16 protein-coding genes are annotated in these 17,404 nt (G+C 58.5%); 10 read left to right on the plus strand and 6 right to left on the minus strand.

Going from position 1 to position 17,404, the window contains the following annotated elements; genetic code table 11:
• The first annotated feature begins 56 nt into the window (after positions 1–56).
• Positions 57–956 carry an AEC family transporter gene (locus FEZ62_RS07060; protein WP_090515545.1) on the plus strand — a complete coding sequence of 300 codons (900 nt, stop codon included), beginning with the start codon at positions 57–59 and terminating at the stop codon, positions 954–956.
• An 89-nt stretch (positions 957–1,045) separates the two neighbouring features.
• Here FEZ62_RS07060 and FEZ62_RS07065 read toward each other — a convergent pair whose 3' ends face one another.
• Entirely contained in the window at positions 1,046–1,192 is a 147-nt protein-coding gene (locus FEZ62_RS07065) for a hypothetical protein (protein WP_170827707.1), read from the minus strand.
• A gap of 207 nt (positions 1,193–1,399) precedes the next feature.
• Here FEZ62_RS07065 and FEZ62_RS07070 point away from each other — a divergent pair, with 207 nt between their 5' ends.
• From FEZ62_RS07070 to FEZ62_RS07100, 7 genes are all read left to right on the plus strand, one after another.
• The gene (locus FEZ62_RS07070; RefSeq protein ID WP_090515544.1) at positions 1,400–2,290 is read left to right on the plus strand and encodes a triacylglycerol lipase; all 891 of its coding nucleotides are present in this window, start codon (positions 1,400–1,402) and stop codon (positions 2,288–2,290) included.
• Positions 2,291–2,537: 247 nt separating this feature from the next.
• Positions 2,538–3,044: a TRAP transporter small permease subunit gene (locus tag FEZ62_RS07075; protein WP_172927245.1), complete on the plus strand. Its 507-nt coding sequence runs from the start codon at positions 2,538–2,540 to the stop codon at positions 3,042–3,044.
• Positions 3,044–4,369 (plus strand): TRAP transporter large permease subunit, encoded by a 1,326-nt coding sequence (locus FEZ62_RS07080; protein ID WP_069897944.1) that lies wholly within the window; start codon positions 3,044–3,046, stop codon positions 4,367–4,369. The genes FEZ62_RS07075 and FEZ62_RS07080 overlap by 1 nt, the downstream gene beginning before the upstream one ends.
• 137 nt (positions 4,370–4,506) lie before the next feature.
• Positions 4,507–5,556 carry a TRAP transporter substrate-binding protein gene (locus tag FEZ62_RS07085; protein WP_069897943.1) on the plus strand — a complete coding sequence of 350 codons (1,050 nt, stop codon included), beginning with the start codon at positions 4,507–4,509 and terminating at the stop codon, positions 5,554–5,556.
• A gap of 98 nt (positions 5,557–5,654) precedes the next feature.
• Entirely contained in the window at positions 5,655–7,028 is a 1,374-nt protein-coding gene (locus tag FEZ62_RS07090; protein ID WP_172927246.1) for a glutamine synthetase, read from the plus strand.
• Between the two features lie 87 nt (positions 7,029–7,115).
• On the plus strand, positions 7,116–8,504 hold the full coding sequence (locus FEZ62_RS07095) for an aldehyde dehydrogenase family protein (RefSeq protein WP_172927247.1): 1,389 nt from the start codon (positions 7,116–7,118) through the stop codon (positions 8,502–8,504).
• 7 nt (positions 8,505–8,511) lie between these two features.
• Positions 8,512–9,681, plus strand: a complete 1,170-nt coding sequence (locus FEZ62_RS07100) for an iron-containing alcohol dehydrogenase (protein WP_172927248.1) — start codon at positions 8,512–8,514, stop codon at positions 9,679–9,681.
• A gap of 816 nt (positions 9,682–10,497) precedes the next feature.
• On the opposite strand, the gene FEZ62_RS07105 is transcribed toward FEZ62_RS07100, so the two are convergent.
• The 3 genes from FEZ62_RS07105 to dksA all read right to left on the minus strand — a co-directional run bounded on the left by FEZ62_RS07105 (position 10,498) and on the right by dksA (position 12,610).
• Complete coding sequence (locus tag FEZ62_RS07105) at positions 10,498–11,031, minus strand: hypothetical protein (RefSeq protein WP_172927249.1); 534 nt, start codon at positions 11,029–11,031, stop codon at positions 10,498–10,500.
• Between the two features lie 189 nt (positions 11,032–11,220).
• Positions 11,221–12,108: a tRNA glutamyl-Q(34) synthetase GluQRS gene (gene gluQRS / locus FEZ62_RS07110; protein ID WP_172927276.1), complete on the minus strand. Its 888-nt coding sequence runs from the start codon at positions 12,106–12,108 to the stop codon at positions 11,221–11,223.
• Positions 12,109–12,166: 58 nt separating this feature from the next.
• Positions 12,167–12,610, minus strand: coding sequence for an RNA polymerase-binding protein DksA (dksA, locus tag FEZ62_RS07115; protein WP_069897937.1), 444 nt, complete (start codon positions 12,608–12,610; stop codon positions 12,167–12,169).
• Between the two features lie 196 nt (positions 12,611–12,806).
• Between dksA and FEZ62_RS07120 the strand changes: the two genes are divergently transcribed.
• Both FEZ62_RS07120 and sfsA read left to right on the plus strand, forming a co-directional pair.
• Complete coding sequence (locus tag FEZ62_RS07120) at positions 12,807–13,988, plus strand: pyridoxal phosphate-dependent aminotransferase (protein WP_172927250.1); 1,182 nt, start codon at positions 12,807–12,809, stop codon at positions 13,986–13,988.
• On the plus strand, positions 13,978–14,685 hold the full coding sequence (gene sfsA / locus FEZ62_RS07125; protein WP_172927251.1) for a DNA/RNA nuclease SfsA: 708 nt from the start codon (positions 13,978–13,980) through the stop codon (positions 14,683–14,685). Before FEZ62_RS07120 ends, sfsA begins: the two co-directional genes overlap by 11 nt.
• Before the next feature lie 34 nt (positions 14,686–14,719).
• On the opposite strand, the gene FEZ62_RS07130 is transcribed toward sfsA, so the two are convergent.
• Together FEZ62_RS07130 and FEZ62_RS07135 are read right to left on the minus strand one after the other, a co-directional pair.
• Positions 14,720–15,037, minus strand: coding sequence for a Rieske 2Fe-2S domain-containing protein (locus tag FEZ62_RS07130; RefSeq protein WP_172927252.1), 318 nt, complete (start codon positions 15,035–15,037; stop codon positions 14,720–14,722).
• Between the two features lie 127 nt (positions 15,038–15,164).
• Complete coding sequence (locus tag FEZ62_RS07135; RefSeq protein WP_172927253.1) at positions 15,165–17,378, minus strand: TonB-dependent hemoglobin/transferrin/lactoferrin family receptor; 2,214 nt, start codon at positions 17,376–17,378, stop codon at positions 15,165–15,167.
• Positions 17,379–17,404: the final 26 nt, after the last annotated feature.

Below are 17,404 nucleotides of genomic sequence, written 5' to 3' on the forward strand. Positions count from 1 at the left end.
TCAGCCGCTTTGCAGCTTCATGCAGTGTAGGCAGGGTTCGCGGAGCGGTTCTGAAAATGCTAGCGGTGCTTGCGATTTTGCCGATATTCGGCCTGATAGTTCTGGGGTACGTGCTGGGTCGCCGGCAGTGGCTGAGTCAGGAATCATCGGCGGGGCTGGCGAGCATTACCTTCAAGCTGTTCATGCCGACCTTGCTGTTTATCGGGATCGCCAAAGCGCCGCTGGCGCAAGGTCTGTCGCCACTGTTATTGCTGGCCTATTACGTGCCGGCGTTAATCGTATTCTGCAGCGTCAACCTGATTGCTCAGCGCATTACCGGCCACGCCACAGCCTCCGGATTGGCGGCTACTTTTTCCAATAACGTGCTGGTGGGCATCCCGTTGGTGACCACATTGCTGGGCCATGACGGGCTGGTTTATGTGTTTGCGATTCTGGTTTTCCACAGCCTTACGTTGTTTACCCTGCAAAGCATTTACTCAGCGTTTGGCAGCGTCGAGCAGGTGAACTTCAAGGCACTGCTGAAGAACCTGGCGAATCCAATGATTATCGGCCTGCTGCTGGGGGCGATGCTTAACCTGTCCGGGCTCACGGTGCCCGCACCTCTGTGGCAGATGGTCGAGTGGCTGGCGCAAGCGGCATTGCCGTGCGCGTTGATCGTCTTGGGCGTGAGTTTGTCCGGATACAGATTGCGTCCGACCACCGCTGTGGTGATGCTGAGCGGCGTCAAATTGTTGGTGTTTCCGCTCCTGGTCTACACTTCGACGGCTCTGGTTCCGGGGCTCAGCCATGATGCGCGCAGCGTGCTGGTGTTGATGGCTGCGTGTCCGAGCGGGGTGAATATTCTGGCCTTTGCGAAAACCCAGTTGGATACCCGCAATGTCAGTTCGACCATCTCGCTGTCGACTGTGCTGGCAGCACTTACGCTGCCGCTTTGGGTGTTGCTGGTGGCGCACTGAGCCCGGCGCAATGCCTGGCAGTTCGGTTGCAAATAGCAGCAGCGGATGGCTGCAAATTTATCCGTAAGGCGTTTCAGCTCAGTGTCGCCTCACGCTTGCGGGCTGTTTTGTTGCAGCACAACCGGCTGGCTGTCTTTGAGTTCGCCCAGTAGCGGTTGTGGCTTCAGAACCGGACGCGCATAAACGTCGGCTGCGAACAGCAAAAACAGCAGGCTGAAGAACAGAGTGGCTTTCATTTCAGGTCTCCTTACGATCAATTCGTCACAATGTTGATGCAGGATATAGCGCGGCTGAAAAATAGGAATTTGTCTGCCTTGATAGTCATCATTGGTCGCTCTGATACACCTTATCGAGCGCTCTGGCGCACGACTTCTGGCGGATGCGCTAAGGTCATCAAATACTGCTGATAAGGGTCAGCAGGCCTGACACACGGATGAACCTAAATGCCCGAGAAGCAATCACTGCGATATCCGCTGATTTTGGTGCCGGGCTTGCTCGGTTTCATAAGCCTGCTGGGCTATCACTACTGGTACGGCATTGTGCGTTTGCTCGCTCGCCACGGTGCCAAGGCTATACCGGTGTTGGTGTCGCCGGTGCATTCGACCGAGGAACGCGGCGAGCAACTGCTGGCGCGAATCGACGCGGTGTTGGCCAGTACCGGTGCTGCCAAGGTGCATTTGCTCGGGCATAGCCAAGGTGCGCTCACTGCCCGCTATGCCGCAGCCAAACGTCCGGATCTGGTGGCGTCAGTAACCTCAGTGGCGGGGCCTAATCATGGCTCTGAACTGGGTGATTTCCTGCAGCGTAATGCGCGGCCAGGCTCATGGCGTGAACGAGTCGTGAGTGCTCTGCTGCAAGCATTCGTCTGGCTTACTACGGTACTTGAGGTCGGTTACCGTGGGCCCAGGTTGCCCTTTGACACCGCAGCCGCGCAGCATTCGCTAACCACAGAAGGGGTGGCGCTGTTCAATCAGCGTTATCCACAGGGCTTGCCGCATACTTGGGGCGGTGAAGGCGATGAGGTGGTAAACGGGGTTTATTACTACTCATGGTCCGGCACATTGCAGCCCGGTATTACCAACCGTGGCGGCAATTTGTTCGATGGCCCGAATGTGGCGTGCCGGTTGTTTGCCCGAACCTTCACCCGCGAAGTTGGCCAGTGCGATGGCATGGTCGGGCGTTACAGTTCGCATCTGGGCAAGGTGATTGGCGACAACTACCCGCTGGATCATTTTGACATCGTTAACCAGAGTTTCGGCTTGGTTGGCAAAGGCGCTGATCCGCTGCGTCTGTTTGCTGAACATGTAGAGCGACTGGCAGCGGCAGAGGCTTAGACCAAAGTCTTAACAGTCGCGGCAGAAGCCAAGCCCCGCTTTTTCGAGCCGGGCGGCAAACGCCATGCAGCGCTGTAGCGCGGGCGCTGAAGCAGGCGGTTGCTGGCGCCTGAAATCCCTCAAGTGATACTCGCCTGGCGCAGGTGCATGCGTGTGGACTGTGGGCGCGTGTTTGGCTTGGGTTGGCTTTGCCTGATCTTGAGCTAGGCTCAGCGGATAAGTAAAAAAACACATTGCAGGGAATCGCATGAACAAGGCCATTCGCGGTTTTGTCAGGACGGTAGACCGGATTAATCGTCTGATCGGACGATTTGCCATGTACCTGATTTTCGTCATGCTCGGGGTTTTGCTGTACTCCTCAATCAGTAAGACCTTTTTTGATCCGGCCGCCTGGACGCTGGAAACTGCGCAATTTTTGATGGTCGCCTACTTCCTGCTGGGCGGGCCCTATTCGATGCAGCTCGGCGACCATGTACGCATGGACCTGCTCTACAGCCGCTGGAGCCCGAAAACGCGGGCTACCGTTGATGCCGTCACCATCCTGATGCTGATTTTCTACCTGGCGATGCTGCTCTACGGTGCGATTTCCTCGACTCATTACGCGCTGCAATACAGCGAGACCAGCTATTCCGCGTGGTCGCCGCCGATGGCGCCAATCAAAATAGTCATGACCATCGGCGTTGCACTGATGTTGCTGCAAGCCATCGCCACGTTCTTCAAGGACGTCGCTGCTGCACGCGGGGAGACGTTGTAATGGGCTACGAATTTATCGCCCTGCTGATGTTTTCCTCGATGATGGTGCTGCTGCTGACAGGCAAGCGCGTTTTTGGCGCCATTGGCTTCGTCGCGGTGGTGGCCGCGCTGGCGTTGTGGGGGGATGGCGGCTCCGAGGTGGCGTTCAGCGCCGCCATGAAATTGATGAAGTGGTATCCGCTGCTGACCCTGCCGCTCTTTGTGTACATGGGCTACATGCTGTCGGAGTCGGGTCTTGCCGAAGATCTCTACCGTATGTTTCACGTGTGGATGGGGCCGCTGCCCGGCGGGCTGGCGGTTGGCACGATTGGCCTGATGGTGGCGATCTCGGCAATGAACGGCCTGAGTGTGGCCGGCATGGCGATTGGCGCCAGTATCGCTTTGCCCGAACTGCTGCGGCGCGGCTACGACAAGATCATGGTCACCGGGGTTATTCAGGCCGGCAGTTCCTTGGGTATCCTGATTCCGCCCAGCGTGGTGCTGGTGCTGTACGGGATGATCGCGCGGCAACCGGTCGGTCAGTTGTGGCTTGCCGGGGTGTTTCCCGGCCTGCTCATGGCCGGGTTGTTCATCCTCTATATCGCCATTCGTTGCCGTTTGCAGCCGGAACTGGGACCGGCGCTGAGCCGTGAGGAGCGCGCGCAAATCACTTGGGCGGAGCGCTTCAGCCTGCTCAAGGCCGGGGTTGTGCCGCTGTTTATCTTCTTCAGCATGACCGGCCTGTTTCTGATGGGTATCACCAGCCTGGTCGAAAGCTCGGCGGTCGGTGCCACGGCTGCGACCCTGGCGGCGTTGTTCAAGGGGCGGATAAATCGGCATGTCATGGAAGAGACCCTGCGAAAGACGCTGGGCATCAGTTGCATGTTCATGTGGATCATTCTGGCGGCGCTGTGCTTCGGCGCGGTATTCGACGGCCTGGGCGCGGTGAAGGCGATTGAAGCGTTCTTCGTCGATCGTCTGGAAATGAGTCCGTGGCAGGTGCTTATCCTGATGCAAGTGTCGTTCATCATCATGGGCATGTTCCTTGATGACACCGCCATGCTGGTGATCGTCGCACCGCTTTACGTGCCGTTGGTGGGCGCGCTGGGTTTTGATCTGGTGTGGTACGGCGTGCTCTACACCATCACCTGTCAAATCGCCTACATGACGCCGCCGTTTGGCTACAACCTGTTTCTGATGCGGGCGATGGCCCCGCCCGAAATCACCTTGCGCGACATCTACGTCTCGGTCACACCCTTTGTTTTGATCATGGTGCTGGCGTTGGTGTTGGTGATGGTCTTTCCGCAACTGGCGCTTTGGTTGCCGCAGTGGCATTACGCCAGATAGACGGATCAATGAATCCGGCGCGCCTTAAGTAGTGGTGTGCCATCGAACCGGGGCTGTGCAGTAGTCAGGCCCGGATAAGTGCCGCCAGCCATGGGCTGAAGCGGCCTGATGTGCCTTGACACTACGGAGAGCACCGCATGACTACTAGACGCAGTTTTCTTAAAAATGCCGCCGTCACCACTGGCGCGGTGGGCGCGACCGCTTTGGGTTCTGCACACATCTATGCCGCCGAGGCGAAGAAAATCACCTGGCGGCTGCAGACCTATGCCGGCCCTGCATTGGCCGAGCATGTGATTAAGCCTTCGATTGACGCCTTCAACAAAGCCGCCGATGGCCAGATGGAAATCCAGTTGTACTTCGCCGACCAGTTGGTGCCAACCGGCGAGCTGTTTCGCGCGATGCAACGCGGCACCATCGACGCGGTGCAGAGTGATGACGACTCGATTGCCGCGCCTGTGGATATCGCCGTGTTTGGCGGCTACTTCCCCTTCGCCACGCGTTACAGCCTCGATGTGCCGGTACTGTTCGAAAAGTACGGGCTCAATGAAATCTGGGCTGAAGCCTACGGCGAAGTCGAAGGTGTTACCTGGCTCGGGGCAGGCGCCTGGGACCCGTGCAACTTTGCCACAGTCGAGCCGGTAAACAGCCTGGCTGACCTCAAGGGCAAGCGCATTTTCACCTTTCCAACCGCCGGCAAGTTCCTCTCGCGTTTCGGCGTGGTGCCGGTGACGCTGCCTTGGGAAGACGTTGAAGTGGCGATCCAGACCGGCGAGTTGGACGGCATTGCATGGTCGGGTATTACCGAGGATTACACCGTCGGCTGGGCCAACGTCACCAAGTATTTCCTGACCAACAACATCTCCGGCGCGTGGTGCGGCTCCTACTTTGCCAACTCGGACAAATGGGACGAGGTGCCCGAGCACCTGAAAACCCTGTTCAAACTGTGCATGGACAGCTCCAACTACTATCGCCAGCACTGGTATTGGGGGGGAGAGGCGGCACTGAGGGTTGAGGGCAGCAAATTGCAGCTGACATCCATTCCGGCTGCCGAGTGGAAAACCGTGGAGGATGAGGCGCAAGTGTTCTGGGATGAAATCGCCAAGACCAGCCCACGCTGCGCCAAGGTTGTGGATATCTTCAAAAAGTACAACGCTTTGATGGCCAAGGCGGGCTCGCCTTACCGTTAATCCGTCTTGCCACGACGGCCGATTTCCTGCGCTGCTTTCAGGAAGAAACAGCGCAGGTGTTTTTAAGGAAAGCCTCAACAAAAATAACAGAGGTCGCCATGCTTAATCCGCGGGATGTAAAGACCCTTGAAGATGCCAAACGGATCATCGAAGAACGGGGTCTGAGTCATGTGAAAGTTGGGTTGTTTGATAACGACGGGGTCATGCGCGGCAAGTACATGAGCCGCTCCAAATTCTTCTCCTCATTGCACAGCGGTTTCGCTTTCTGCGATGTGGTGCTGGGCTGGGATGTTAAAGACCAGCTCTACGACAACGCCCAATACACCGGTTGGCACACCGGTTATCCCGATGCGCCGGTGCGCATTATTCCGTCCAGTTGCCGTGAGCTGCCGTTCGAAAACGGCATGCTGCTGTTTCTCGCCGAATTCGACCAGCAAGCGGAGGCGGTTTGCCCGCGCGGCACATTGCGCCGGGTTATCGAGCGCTGTCAGGCCATGGGTTTTGAGCCCTTTGCTGCGCTTGAGTACGAGTTCTTCATGTTCGATGAAACGCCGGAGTCGGCGCGTGAAAAAGGCTTTCGTAATCTCAAACCGTTCACCCCGGACTGGTTCGGCTATTCGATGATCCGCAACTCGGTACATGCCGAGTTGTATCACCAGATTCTCGAAATGGCCGAGCTGATGGATTTTCCAATCGAGGGCCTGCACACCGAAACCGGCCCCGGTGTGCTTGAGGCGGCAATCGCGGTGGATCGCGCCGAAGCGGCGGCGGACAAAGCCGCGCTGTTTAAAACCTTCATGAAAGTGCTGGCCCAGCGCAAAGGGTTGATGGCGACGTTCATGGCCAAATGGTCGGGCAAATACCCGGGCCAGAGCGGGCATATCCATGTATCGCTGCGCGATAGCAGCAGCGACAAATCGGCCTTTTACGACGCCAACCAAGAACACGGCATGAGCGAGATTCAGCGTCATTTTCTGGCCGGTCAGCAACGGCTGATGCCGGAATTCCTGTGCATGGTTGCGCCCACGCTGAACAGCTATCGGCGGATGATTCCCGGCTTCTGGGCGCCAACTGATGCGACCTGGGGCGTGGAAAATCGCACAGCCGCATTGCGCGTGATTCCCGGCAGCGACAAATCCCAACGTCAGGAATACCGCCTTGGCGCGGCGGACGGCAATCCGTATCTGGCGTTGTCGGTGGCGCTCGCTTCCGGGCTCTACGGGATCATGCACAAGTGGCAACCCACCGACCCGGTAGTCGGCAATGCCTACGATCAGCAGCATCCTGCCGAATTGGCTCTGCCCAGAACCTTGTGGGATGCGGCTCAGCGACTGAAGGCCTCGACGGCGGCGCGTGAGTTGTTTGGCGATGCTTTCGTTGAGCACTTTGCCGCCAGCCGCGAATGGGAGGAGCGCGAGTATCGCCGCCATGTCAGCGACTGGGAGCTGGATCGCTACTTCGAGATTATCTAGCGAAGCCGCTGACCGCTGTTGCGGCCCTTAACCCGTGGCGCCGGGCAAGGTTGTGGCGCCGTATGCGGTATTTATCAGGAGTGATGTATGGCGAAGTTGCAGTGTATTTCCCCGATTGATGGCTCGGTGTACGTTGAACGCGAGCTTGCCAGCGCTGAGCAGATCAGCGCCGCGTTGGAGCGCGCCGAACAGGCGCAGCGCCAATGGAAGCAAACGCCCCTGGCAAAGCGCATTGCCATTGCCCGCAAGGCCGTTGAGTTTTTCAGTGCGCAAGAAGCCGAGCTGGCCAATGAGTTGTGTTGGATGATGGGGCGGCCGATCCGCTACGGCGCCGGTGAAGTGCGCGGGTTTGTCGAGCGTGCAAGCTATATGGCCGACATTGCCGAAAGCGCGCTGGCGGATATTCAACTGCCGGAAAAGCCCGGCTTCACCCGGTTTATCCGCCGCGAGCCGCTCGGTGTCGCGCTGGTAATCGCGCCCTGGAATTACCCGTATCTGACGGCGGTGAATGCCGTGCTGCCAGCGTTGCTTGCGGGTAACAGTGTGCTGCTTAAACATTCGGCGCAAACGCCATTATGTGCCGAGCGCATGGTGGCCGCATTCGATGCGGCGGGCTTGCCGGGCGGGGTTTTTCAGTACCTGCATTTGAGCCATGCTGATACCGAACAGTTGATCAAGGCGCCGGCGGTGCAGCATGTGGCCTTTACCGGATCGGTGCCGGGCGGGGCGATGGTCGAGCAGGCCGCTGCGGGCCGGTTTATCAGCATGGGGCTGGAGTTGGGCGGTAAAGACCCCGCCTATGTGCGCGCCGATGCAGACCTTGCGCATGCCGTTGAAACGACTATCGACGGTGCGTTCTTCAACTCGGGGCAGTCGTGCTGCGGCATTGAACGGATTTATGTGCACGCCTCGCTGTATGACGCCTTTGTCGAGCAGGCGGTGGCATTGGTTAAGCAATACCGTCTGGGGCGCTCGGATGACCCGGAGACAACACTCGGCCCGTTGGTGCGTGCTGAGGCGGCTGAGTTTGTTCGTGGGCAAATCAATGAGGCGGTAGCGGCGGGTGCCACGGCGCACATTGATCCGGCTGACTTTGCGCTCGACAAGTCGGGCACCGCGTATTTGGCGCCGCAGGTTTTAACCGGGGTCGATCACAGCATGCGCGTGATGAGCGAGGAATCATTTGGGCCGGTGGTGGGTATCCAGAAAGTGGCGGACGATGCCGAAGCGCTGCGGTTGATGAACGACAGCGAGTTCGGCCTTACTGCCGCAATTTTCAGTCAGGATGAAGATGCTGCATTGGCGCTGGCTGATCAAATCGAGGCGGGCACCGTATTTCTCAATCGCTGTGATTATCTCGATCCGGCATTGGCCTGGACGGGCGTGAAAAACTCCGGGCATGGCTGCACGTTGTCGAGTGTCGGTTTCGAGCACCTGACCCGACCTAAATCATTTCACTTCAAGACCCGGTTGTGAGGGCGCCATGAATACTGACCAATACCGTATGAATTGGAATTACCCGACGTCGATTCGCGTGGGAGTCGGACGTATCGCCGAGCTGGCTGATGCCTGCAAAGGGCTGGGCATGAGCGCGCCGTTGCTGGTCACCGATCCCGGCTTGGCGGCGTTGCCCATGATCGATCAGGCGCTGGCCCAATGCCGCGATGCAGGGCTCAAGGCCGATGTGTTCTGCGCAATCAAAGGCAACCCGACAGGCGAAAACGTGGAGGCAGGCGTTCGCGCGTTCAAGGCCGGCGGGCACGATGGCGTGATTGCCTTCGGTGGCGGCTCGGCGCTGGATGCCGGCAAGGCGATTGCACTGATGGTCGGGCAGAACCGGCCGTTGTGGGACTTCGAGGACATCGGTGATAACTGCAACCGGGTCAATGTGGCGGGTATGGCGCCAGTAGTTGCCGTGCCGACCACTGCCGGTACAGGCTCGGAAGTCGGCCGCGCCTCGGTGATCACCGACGACAGTGCGCACATCAAACGCATTATCTTTCATGCGCGCATGTTGCCGGCGTTGGTCATCCTCGACCCGGAGCTGACCGTTGGCCTGCCGCCCAAAATTACCGCTGCTACCGGCATGGATGCGTTGTCGCACAGCCTGGAGGCGTTCTGCTCACCGCTGTTTCACCCGATGGCTGAAGGCATTGCCCTCGAAGGGATGCGGCTGGTGCAGGAATACCTGCCGCGCGCGGTGGCGCAAGGCAATGATGTCGAGGCGCGCTTGCAGATGCTCGTGGCCTCGAGCATGGGTGCCACCGCATTCCAACGCGGCCTCGGCGCAATGCATGCACTGGCGCATCCGTTGGGAGCCCTGTACGACGCTCATCATGGCCTGTTGAATGCGGTGTTGATGCCGTATGTGTTGCATGCCAATCGCAGCCGCATCGAAAGCCAGATGGCCAAAATGGGTCGCTACCTGAGCCTGCCGAGCCCGACCTACACCGGCGTGTTGGATTGGGTGCTGCAAATGCGCGAGCAATTGGGCATCGCCCATACATTGGCCGAGATCGGCATTGATGATGTGCGAATGGAGCAGGTCGGAAAAATGGCCGAGGTCGATCCCTCCGCCGGCACCAACCCGATCACCTTCAACAGCGAGCAGTACCGGCAAATATTCGAAAACGCCCTGACCGGAAAGCTGTAAACACAGAGCCAAACACAGGCTGGGATGTTTGGTTGGGTGTATTCGCAGCGGTGCGCCTCGTAACGATGCGGTACGTATTGGGTGCCGGAGGATGGAACCCCCAACGGGGTTTCCGTCATTGCGATATCACGACTGACGCGGTCAGGCTTTGGATCTCACGCAACCCACAGAACAAAAACTTAACCGTGTTATCCCGCCAGGCCGCCATGACGGAAGCCGCTTCGCGGATTCCATCCTCCGCCGGTGGGGTGTTTGGTTTGGCGTATTCGCACCGGCGCGGTATTCGATGCATTGCGCCTCGTATTCATACGATTTCTGTTGGGTGCATGCCGGAGGATGGAACCCCCAACGGGGTTTCCGTCATTGCGATATCACGACTGGCGCGGTGTGGCTTTGAATCTCACGCAACCCGCAAAACAACAACCTAACCGCGTAATACCTTCTGGCCGCCATGACGGAAGCCGCTGCGCGGATTCCATCCTCCGCCGGTGAGGTGTTTGGTTGGGTGTATTCGCGACGGCGCGGTAATCGGTTGCGGCAAGCCTCGTAACGATGCGGTACGTATTGGGTACATGCCGGAGGATGGAACCCCCAACGGGGTTTCCGTCATTGCGATGTTGCGACTGGCGCGGTCAAGCTTTGGATCTCACGCAACCCGTAAAACAACGCCCAACCGAGTTATACCGTTATGCCGCCATGACGGAAGCCGCTGCGCGGATTCCATCCTCCGTCGGTGGGGTGTTTGGTTGGAGGGATTCGCAGCGGCGCGGTCATCGGTATGGCGTGGCCCGTGACCGGCGGATTTGTGAGTTTGCCTTATTCGGCTTCCAGCTCTGCTTTGAGCGACTCATACGCGGGGGCTGCGTATATGCCGATCTCTACCGCCAATTCCAGTACTCGGGGAAGGTCGGTGGTGTAAACCAGCACTGCTTGCAATGCGTAGTCCAGCGGCTCGCTGAAATTTACCAGCACATAACCCTTGGTTTCAGGGCTGAGGCTGCTCAGCTGCACTTGTATGCGGTTCAGTGCTTTCAGCGGTTCGACTTTAACCAGTTGCTTGGGCTTGAGGACGAAGCTGACCTCGGCGCCAAAGGATTCGACAACTTGCTCGAAAAGGGCGTCGTAGCTGTCGGCCATGAACAGTACCGTCTCTGGCAGGCTGCCGGCCACGACCCATTCGCCCAGCGGAATCGGGAATTCGTCATCAAAGTTGATATCAGGATTGGCGGCCAGAAACTTCTCGGGATCGGCATACGCCTGCGCTGCTTCATCGGCGATGCGCTGAACATCTTCAGCAAGCATGCAGCCCGAACTGATTTTGCTGATTAATTCTTCAAGCTGGGCTTTCATCGCATCTGATCCTGTAAGTGTTGAGTCTAAACGCCAAGGATATAGGCAAATCTGCGCGCACCCTAATTCACAAGACAACCTGCGCCTGAATTAACGGGCCGATCAGTTATTTCATGGAGCACTTTCAGGTTGTTAGAGGTGAAGAGAGCTGCGCCACCCGCCGTTATTTTGCGGGGCGCACTGCACTGATTAAACCAGCGATGCCTCGTCCAGCGTGGCGGTGCGCGGGATTTTGTCTGCATCCCAGTGCGCCGTCGCCCAGCTCAGCAATTCTTTGGGCGGTGCATTATTCAGTTCGCGCGGAATCCCCTGGCCAAGCGTGCGCAAGGCTTTGGCCAAAAAAGCGCTGGCTTGTTCAGCCTGCAGGGGAGGTGAGCGGTAGGACTTGCCGAGCTTATTGCCGTCGGGTTGGACGATAAGCGGCACATGCAGATAGCGCGGCTGGCTGAAACCGAGCAGCTCCTGCAAATACAGTTGGCGCGGGGTCGAGTCGAGCAGGTCGGCGCCGCGTACGATATCGGTGATGCCTTGCCAGGCATCGTCCAGCACCACGGCCAATTGATAGGCGTATAGCGCGTCGCGGCGCTGAATGACGAAATCGCCAACCTCATTGCCCAGATGCTGGCTGAATTCGCCCTGGACCCGGTCGGTAAATGCGTATGTCAGTTGCGGTACACGCAAGCGAATGGCCGCATCAATGCGTGTGTGGCCGGCATTGCGACAAAAGCCGGGATAGATGCCGTTATAGCCTTCAAGCTGCTTGCGTGAGCACGTGCAGGCGTAGGCCAGGCCCTGGCTGAACAGTTGCTCTACGCAGGCGGCGTAATGCGCGTGCCGGTCACTCTGGCGAACCAGTTGGCCGTCCCATTCAAAACCGTAGCTTTCGAGGGTGTGCAGGATTGCATCCTGGGCGCCAGGTACTTCTCGCGGAGGGTCTATGTCTTCCATGCGCAGCAGCCAGCGGCCGCCTACCGAGCGGGCGTCGAGATACGAGGCCAGCGCTGCGACCAGCGAGCCAAAGTGCAAGTTGCCACTTGGGGTCGGGGCGAAGCGGCCCACGTAAGCGCCAGTATTCACGTGCAATACCGCTCAGGCAGAAATAAAACGGGGTGCCTTGGCACCCCGTTTCGGCAGATCAGGAACCGATCTGTTTTTCTTTGATTTCTGCCAGAGTCTTGCAGTCAATGCAAAGCGTGGCAGTAGGACGCGCTTCCAGTCGGCGAATACCGATTTCTACGCCGCACGAGTCGCACCAGCCGTAGTCTTCGTCTTCGATCAACTGCAGGGTTTCGTCAATCTTCTTGATCAGCTTGCGCTCGCGGTCGCGGGCACGCAGTTCCAGGCTGAATTCTTCTTCCTGGCTTGCGCGGTCGGCCGGATCAGGGAAATTGGCTGCTTCGTCCTGCATGTGATGCACAGTCCGGTCAACTTCCTGCATCAACTCCAGCTTCCATTTGTTAAGGATGCTGGTGAAATGCGCACGCATCGGCTCACCCATGTACTCCTCGCCCTTACTTTCTTTGTAGGGTTCAAAGCCACGAATCAGTTGACCGCTCTTTTCTTTTGCTTTGGTGGGCATCGATGTCCGCCTCTCACTCTTACTAATCCACTGCGCAGGTGATTTCCATTGCCGATTTTGAGGTCGGCCCTGCGGCTGCAAGCGGGCGAACTTACCAGAACAACCCGTGGTGCGCTACTCCCAGTTGTCGAGGTTGTGCCGTTTCTTCGAACAGTTGGGTAGAATTCGCCCCTAAATTCAGATCAAGGCGAGTTCCATGGCCCAGCCCTACAGTGCCCGCAGCCGCGCAATAGAACCATTTCATGTTATGGCGTTGCTGGCGCGTGCCAATCAACTGCAAATTGATGGCCATGATGTAATTCATCTTGAAATCGGCGAACCGGACTTCACAACCGCATCTCCTATTATAGCGGCTGGGCAGGCGGCGCTGGCAGAGGGCCATACCCGCTACACCTCCGCGCGCGGGATTCCGGCACTGCGCGAAGCTATTTCGGGGTTCTATGCCCAGCGTTACCAGCTGAATATTGATCCTGAGCGAATCCTCATTACCCCGGGCGGCTCAGGCGCGTTGCTCCTGGCCACCAGTTTGTTGGTGGACCCGGGCAAGCACTGGTTGCTGGCAGATCCGGGCTACCCGTGTAACCGGCATTTCTTACGGCTGATCGAGGGTGCTGCGCAATTGGTGCCAGTTGGCCCGGATGTGCGCTATCAGCTCACGCCCGAGTTGGTTGAGCGTTATTGGGACAAAGACAGTGTCGGTGCATTGGTGGCGTCTCCGGCCAACCCGACTGGCACCTTGCTCAGCGCGGATGAATTGGCCGGCTTGTCTCAGGCGCTCAAGCGCCGTGGGGGCCACCTAGTGGTTGATGAGATTTATCACGGGCTGACCTACGGCGTAGACGCGCACAGCGTGCTTGAAATCGACGATGAAGCCTTTGTGCTGAACAGTTTCTCTAAATACTTCGGCATGACCGGCTGGCGTCTGGGTTGGCTGGTAGCGCCGCCAGCGGCAGTACCGGAATTGGAAAAGCTGGCGCAGAATCTTTATATCAGTGCGCCGAGCATGGCCCAGCAAGCGGCACTGGCCTGCTTTGAGCCGCAAACCCTGGAAATCCTTGAGCAACGCCGCGAAGAATTTGCCCGTCGCCGCGACTTCTTGCTGCCGGCCTTGCGTGAGCTGGGCTTCAAGATCGCCGTTGAGCCCGAAGGCGCATTCTATTTATATGCAGACATCTCGGCTTTCGGCGGGGACGCATTTGCATTCTGCAAACACTTCATTGAAACCGAGTATGTGGCCTTCACGCCAGGTAATGACTTCGGCCGTTTTCAGGCGCATCAACACGTGCGCTTCGCCTACACGCAGAGCCTTGAACGCCTGCAACAAGCTGTCGAGCGTATTGCGCGCGGCCTGAAGACCTGGAACCCGCATGCACTTTGAACCACCACTGGAATCAGCGCGCCTGATCAAGCGCTACAAGCGGTTTCTCGCCGATATCGAGACGGATAGCGGCGAGCTGATGACCATTCACTGCGCCAACACCGGCTCGATGCTCAACTGCATGAGCGAGGGTGGTCGCGTGTGGTTCAGTCGCTCCAACGACCCCAAGCGCAAATTGCCTGGCAGTTGGGAAATCGGCGAAACCCCGCACGGGCGGCTGGCCTGCATCAATACGGCGCGGGCCAATGCGCTGGTTGAAGAGGCGCTGAATGCCGGGGTTATCGGCGAGCTGGCCGGGTTCACTGCGCTCAAGCGTGAAGTGCCTTACGGTGAGGAGCGCAGCCGGATCGATTTTCGTCTGGAGTATCCGGACGGGGCGGCGTATGTCGAAGTTAAAAGCGTGACGCTCGGCTTTGCCGACACCGATGTGGCGGCGTTTCCGGATGCGCGCACCGAGCGCGGCGCCAAGCACCTGCGTGAACTCGCCACTCTGGCTCGTCAGGGCGTGCGGGCGGTTCAGTTGTACTGTGTGAATCTCTCCGGGATAACTGCTGTACGCCCCGCCGAGGAGATTGATCCGGGCTACGCCAGTGCCCTCAAAGAGGCGATGGCGGCTGGCGTTGAAGTGCTGGCGTATGGTGTGGAAATCAGCCCGCAGGGGATTCGCGTCAGTCATCGGCTGGATGTGCAGCTCTAGCACTGATCGGCATCAACGCCGGGCGGCATTTGGTTTATAGGTTGACCCAGATGCCATCCGCGCCTTCGCGGGATTCGAGCTTGTACAACGATTGTCCCGCGCAGGGGCCCGCGACGCATTCACCGCTATCAATCAGGAACAGTGCGCCGTGGGTGGCACACTGGATCAGGCTGGCGCTGGAATCGAGAAACTGGTCGGGTTGCCAGTCCAACGGCACGCTGCGATGCGGACAATAGTTGCGGTAGACGAACACTTGGCCGTCTTTACGCACGGCAAAAACCCGCTCTTCGTCCAACGTAAAGCCCCGACTCTGGCCTTCAGGCAGATAGCTCGGGGCGCATAAAAACTGCATGATTCACTCTCCGCTTAAGGCGGCGATTATCGCCAACAGCGGACAGATGCGAAAGGGGCACATCCGTGTGCGAATTGAATCTGTTGTGCAGCGGCTGCGCAGAAAGTTGCTCAGCAGCTGCAAAGGCTTACATCTCCCAGATCATGTTCACTGCTGCATAACGGCCAGGCTGTGAATAACGGTCCAGTGACGGGCTGTCGGCGGTCAGGCTGCGCACATCGCCCCACTGCCAATACTGCTTGTCGGTGAGGTTGTAGAGCCCGGCGTTAACCGAGAACTGCTCGCTGACCTGCCAGTAACCGTTGAGGTCGAGTGTGCCGTAACCTGCGGGTTCGAACTGGTTAGGGATTGCCGATTTGTCGACGCGCTCTTTGGCGGCCACCAGCGTCCACGCCAGCTCGCCACCGAATTCGCCGTTCGGCGCGTCGTAACCCAGGCCGATAACGCTTTTAAGTGGATCGACGCTGTTGATCGGCTGGCCGGTGTCTTCATCTCGACCGCGCGCATAGGCGATAGCGCCGCGCAGACGGGTGCCTTCAGGCATGCCATAGCTGCCCAGGAACAAGTCGCCTTTGGCTTCTGCGCCACGGATCGTCACTTTGTTGAGGTTCTGGTACTGGAATGTCAGCGGAATGCCGTTGCCGGTCGGATCGCTGCTCAGCGAGACCTGCTCGATGAAGTCATCGTACTCGTTGTAGAACAGGGCGAGGCCGAAGCTGCCTTGGTCAAACTTGCCGCGCAAGCCCAGCTCGTAGCTGTTGCTGGTTTCGGCTTCGAGGTCCGGGTTGGCAATGGTTTGATAACCAAAGGCTGAGTTTACAAACTCGCCGAAAACATCGACCGGATTCGGCGCGCGGAAGCCAGCCGCATACTGGCCGTAAACGCTGTAGGCGTCGTCGATCTGATAACTGACGGCAAGCTTGGGTGACAGCGCGTGGTCGTCGTAATTGTCCGGGTTGGTGTTCACCGGAACACTGTTGAGGTATTCCTGGGTCACGTCCGGTTTCATTTCGTAGTAGTCGTAGCGCAAGCCCGGCAGCAAGGTCCAGCGGCCAATTTCTATGCTGTCTTGAGCGAACAGTGCGTACTCGTTGGCGGTTGGGTCCGGGAAGTCGCTCAGCGGGAAGTTTTCACCGCCAAACGACGGCGGGGTTGGCAGGCCCGTGGCTGTGTAAACCTCTGAGCCACGGCGCAGGTCGCTGCTTTCAAGGTGCTTGATGTCGAAGCCGTAGATCACTTGATGCTGTGCATCGCCGGTGGCGAAGGCTTTGTCGAATTTGCTGTTGAGTGTCCATAGCTCTTCGCGGTACTTGGAGTCGCGGGTGCGCTCACGGAAGGTTCCGGCGCTGAAGCGGTCCTGGAATGTTTGCTGACGAATCAGGCTGTCCTGATAGCTCAACTGCCATTCAACGCCATCGGTGATCGCGCTGGATAAATCAAACTGGTGCTGCAAGCTGAAGCGTTCACGGTCGGTGCTGTCTACAGCGTCCGAAGTCCGGGTTGTGCCGGAGGTGGCGTAGTCGCTGAGGATTTTGGTGTCGGCCTCGGCGTTGAAGCGCTCATAGGTGAACTGCAGGCGATCAGTCTCGTTGTAACTCCAGCCGAGTTTGCCGAGGAAGTTTTCGTTGTTGAAATCCTGCGGATTGGCTTCACCCCGGCCACTGCCGATGCCGCTGGCGCCGCCGTAAGTATCGGTTGCCTGGCCATCGCGGCGACCCAGATGCAGCAAGCCGTCGAACTGGCCCTGGCGCCCGGCGAATGTGGCGCTGCGCTGCCAGCTGTCATCGCTGCCGTCGTAACCGGTCTTGAAGCGCAGATACGTGTCGTCGCCCTCTTCCAGATAATCCCCCGCATCTTTGGTCAGGAAGCTCACTGCGCCGCCGATTGCATCGCTGCCATACAGCGAGGAGGCCGGGCCGCGAATGATCTCGACCTGCTTGACCGTGTCGAGGTCGACGTAATCACGGCGCGCATTGAGGAACGGGCCAAAGGTGAATGCGTCCGCGGTGGGCACGCCGTCTACCTGGGTGAGGATGCGGTTGTCGCCGATGCCGCGGATGTTGAAACCGCTAAGACCAAACCGGCTGCCTGTTCCGCTCACCGTAACGCCTGGCTCATAACGCACCAGGTCACTGATGTTGTTGATGTTTTGCTGATCGATCTGGCGTTCGTCCTGCACCGAAACGGTACTCGGAACTTTATCCAGTGTGCGCTCGCTGCGGGTGGCCGTGACCGACACCGTGTCGAACTGAGTCACTGCAGGTTCCGCAGCGTGAGTCGCTGAGGCGCCGAGCAGCAAAAGTGGCAGCCAGGGACGCAGGGCAAAGGGTGGACGTTGCATAGGTAGCTCCTGATTAGCACGGGTGA

It is taken from the genome of Pseudomonas sp. MS19, assembly GCF_013277615.1.
Classification (GTDB): domain Bacteria; phylum Pseudomonadota; class Gammaproteobacteria; order Pseudomonadales; family Pseudomonadaceae; genus Aquipseudomonas; species Aquipseudomonas marincola.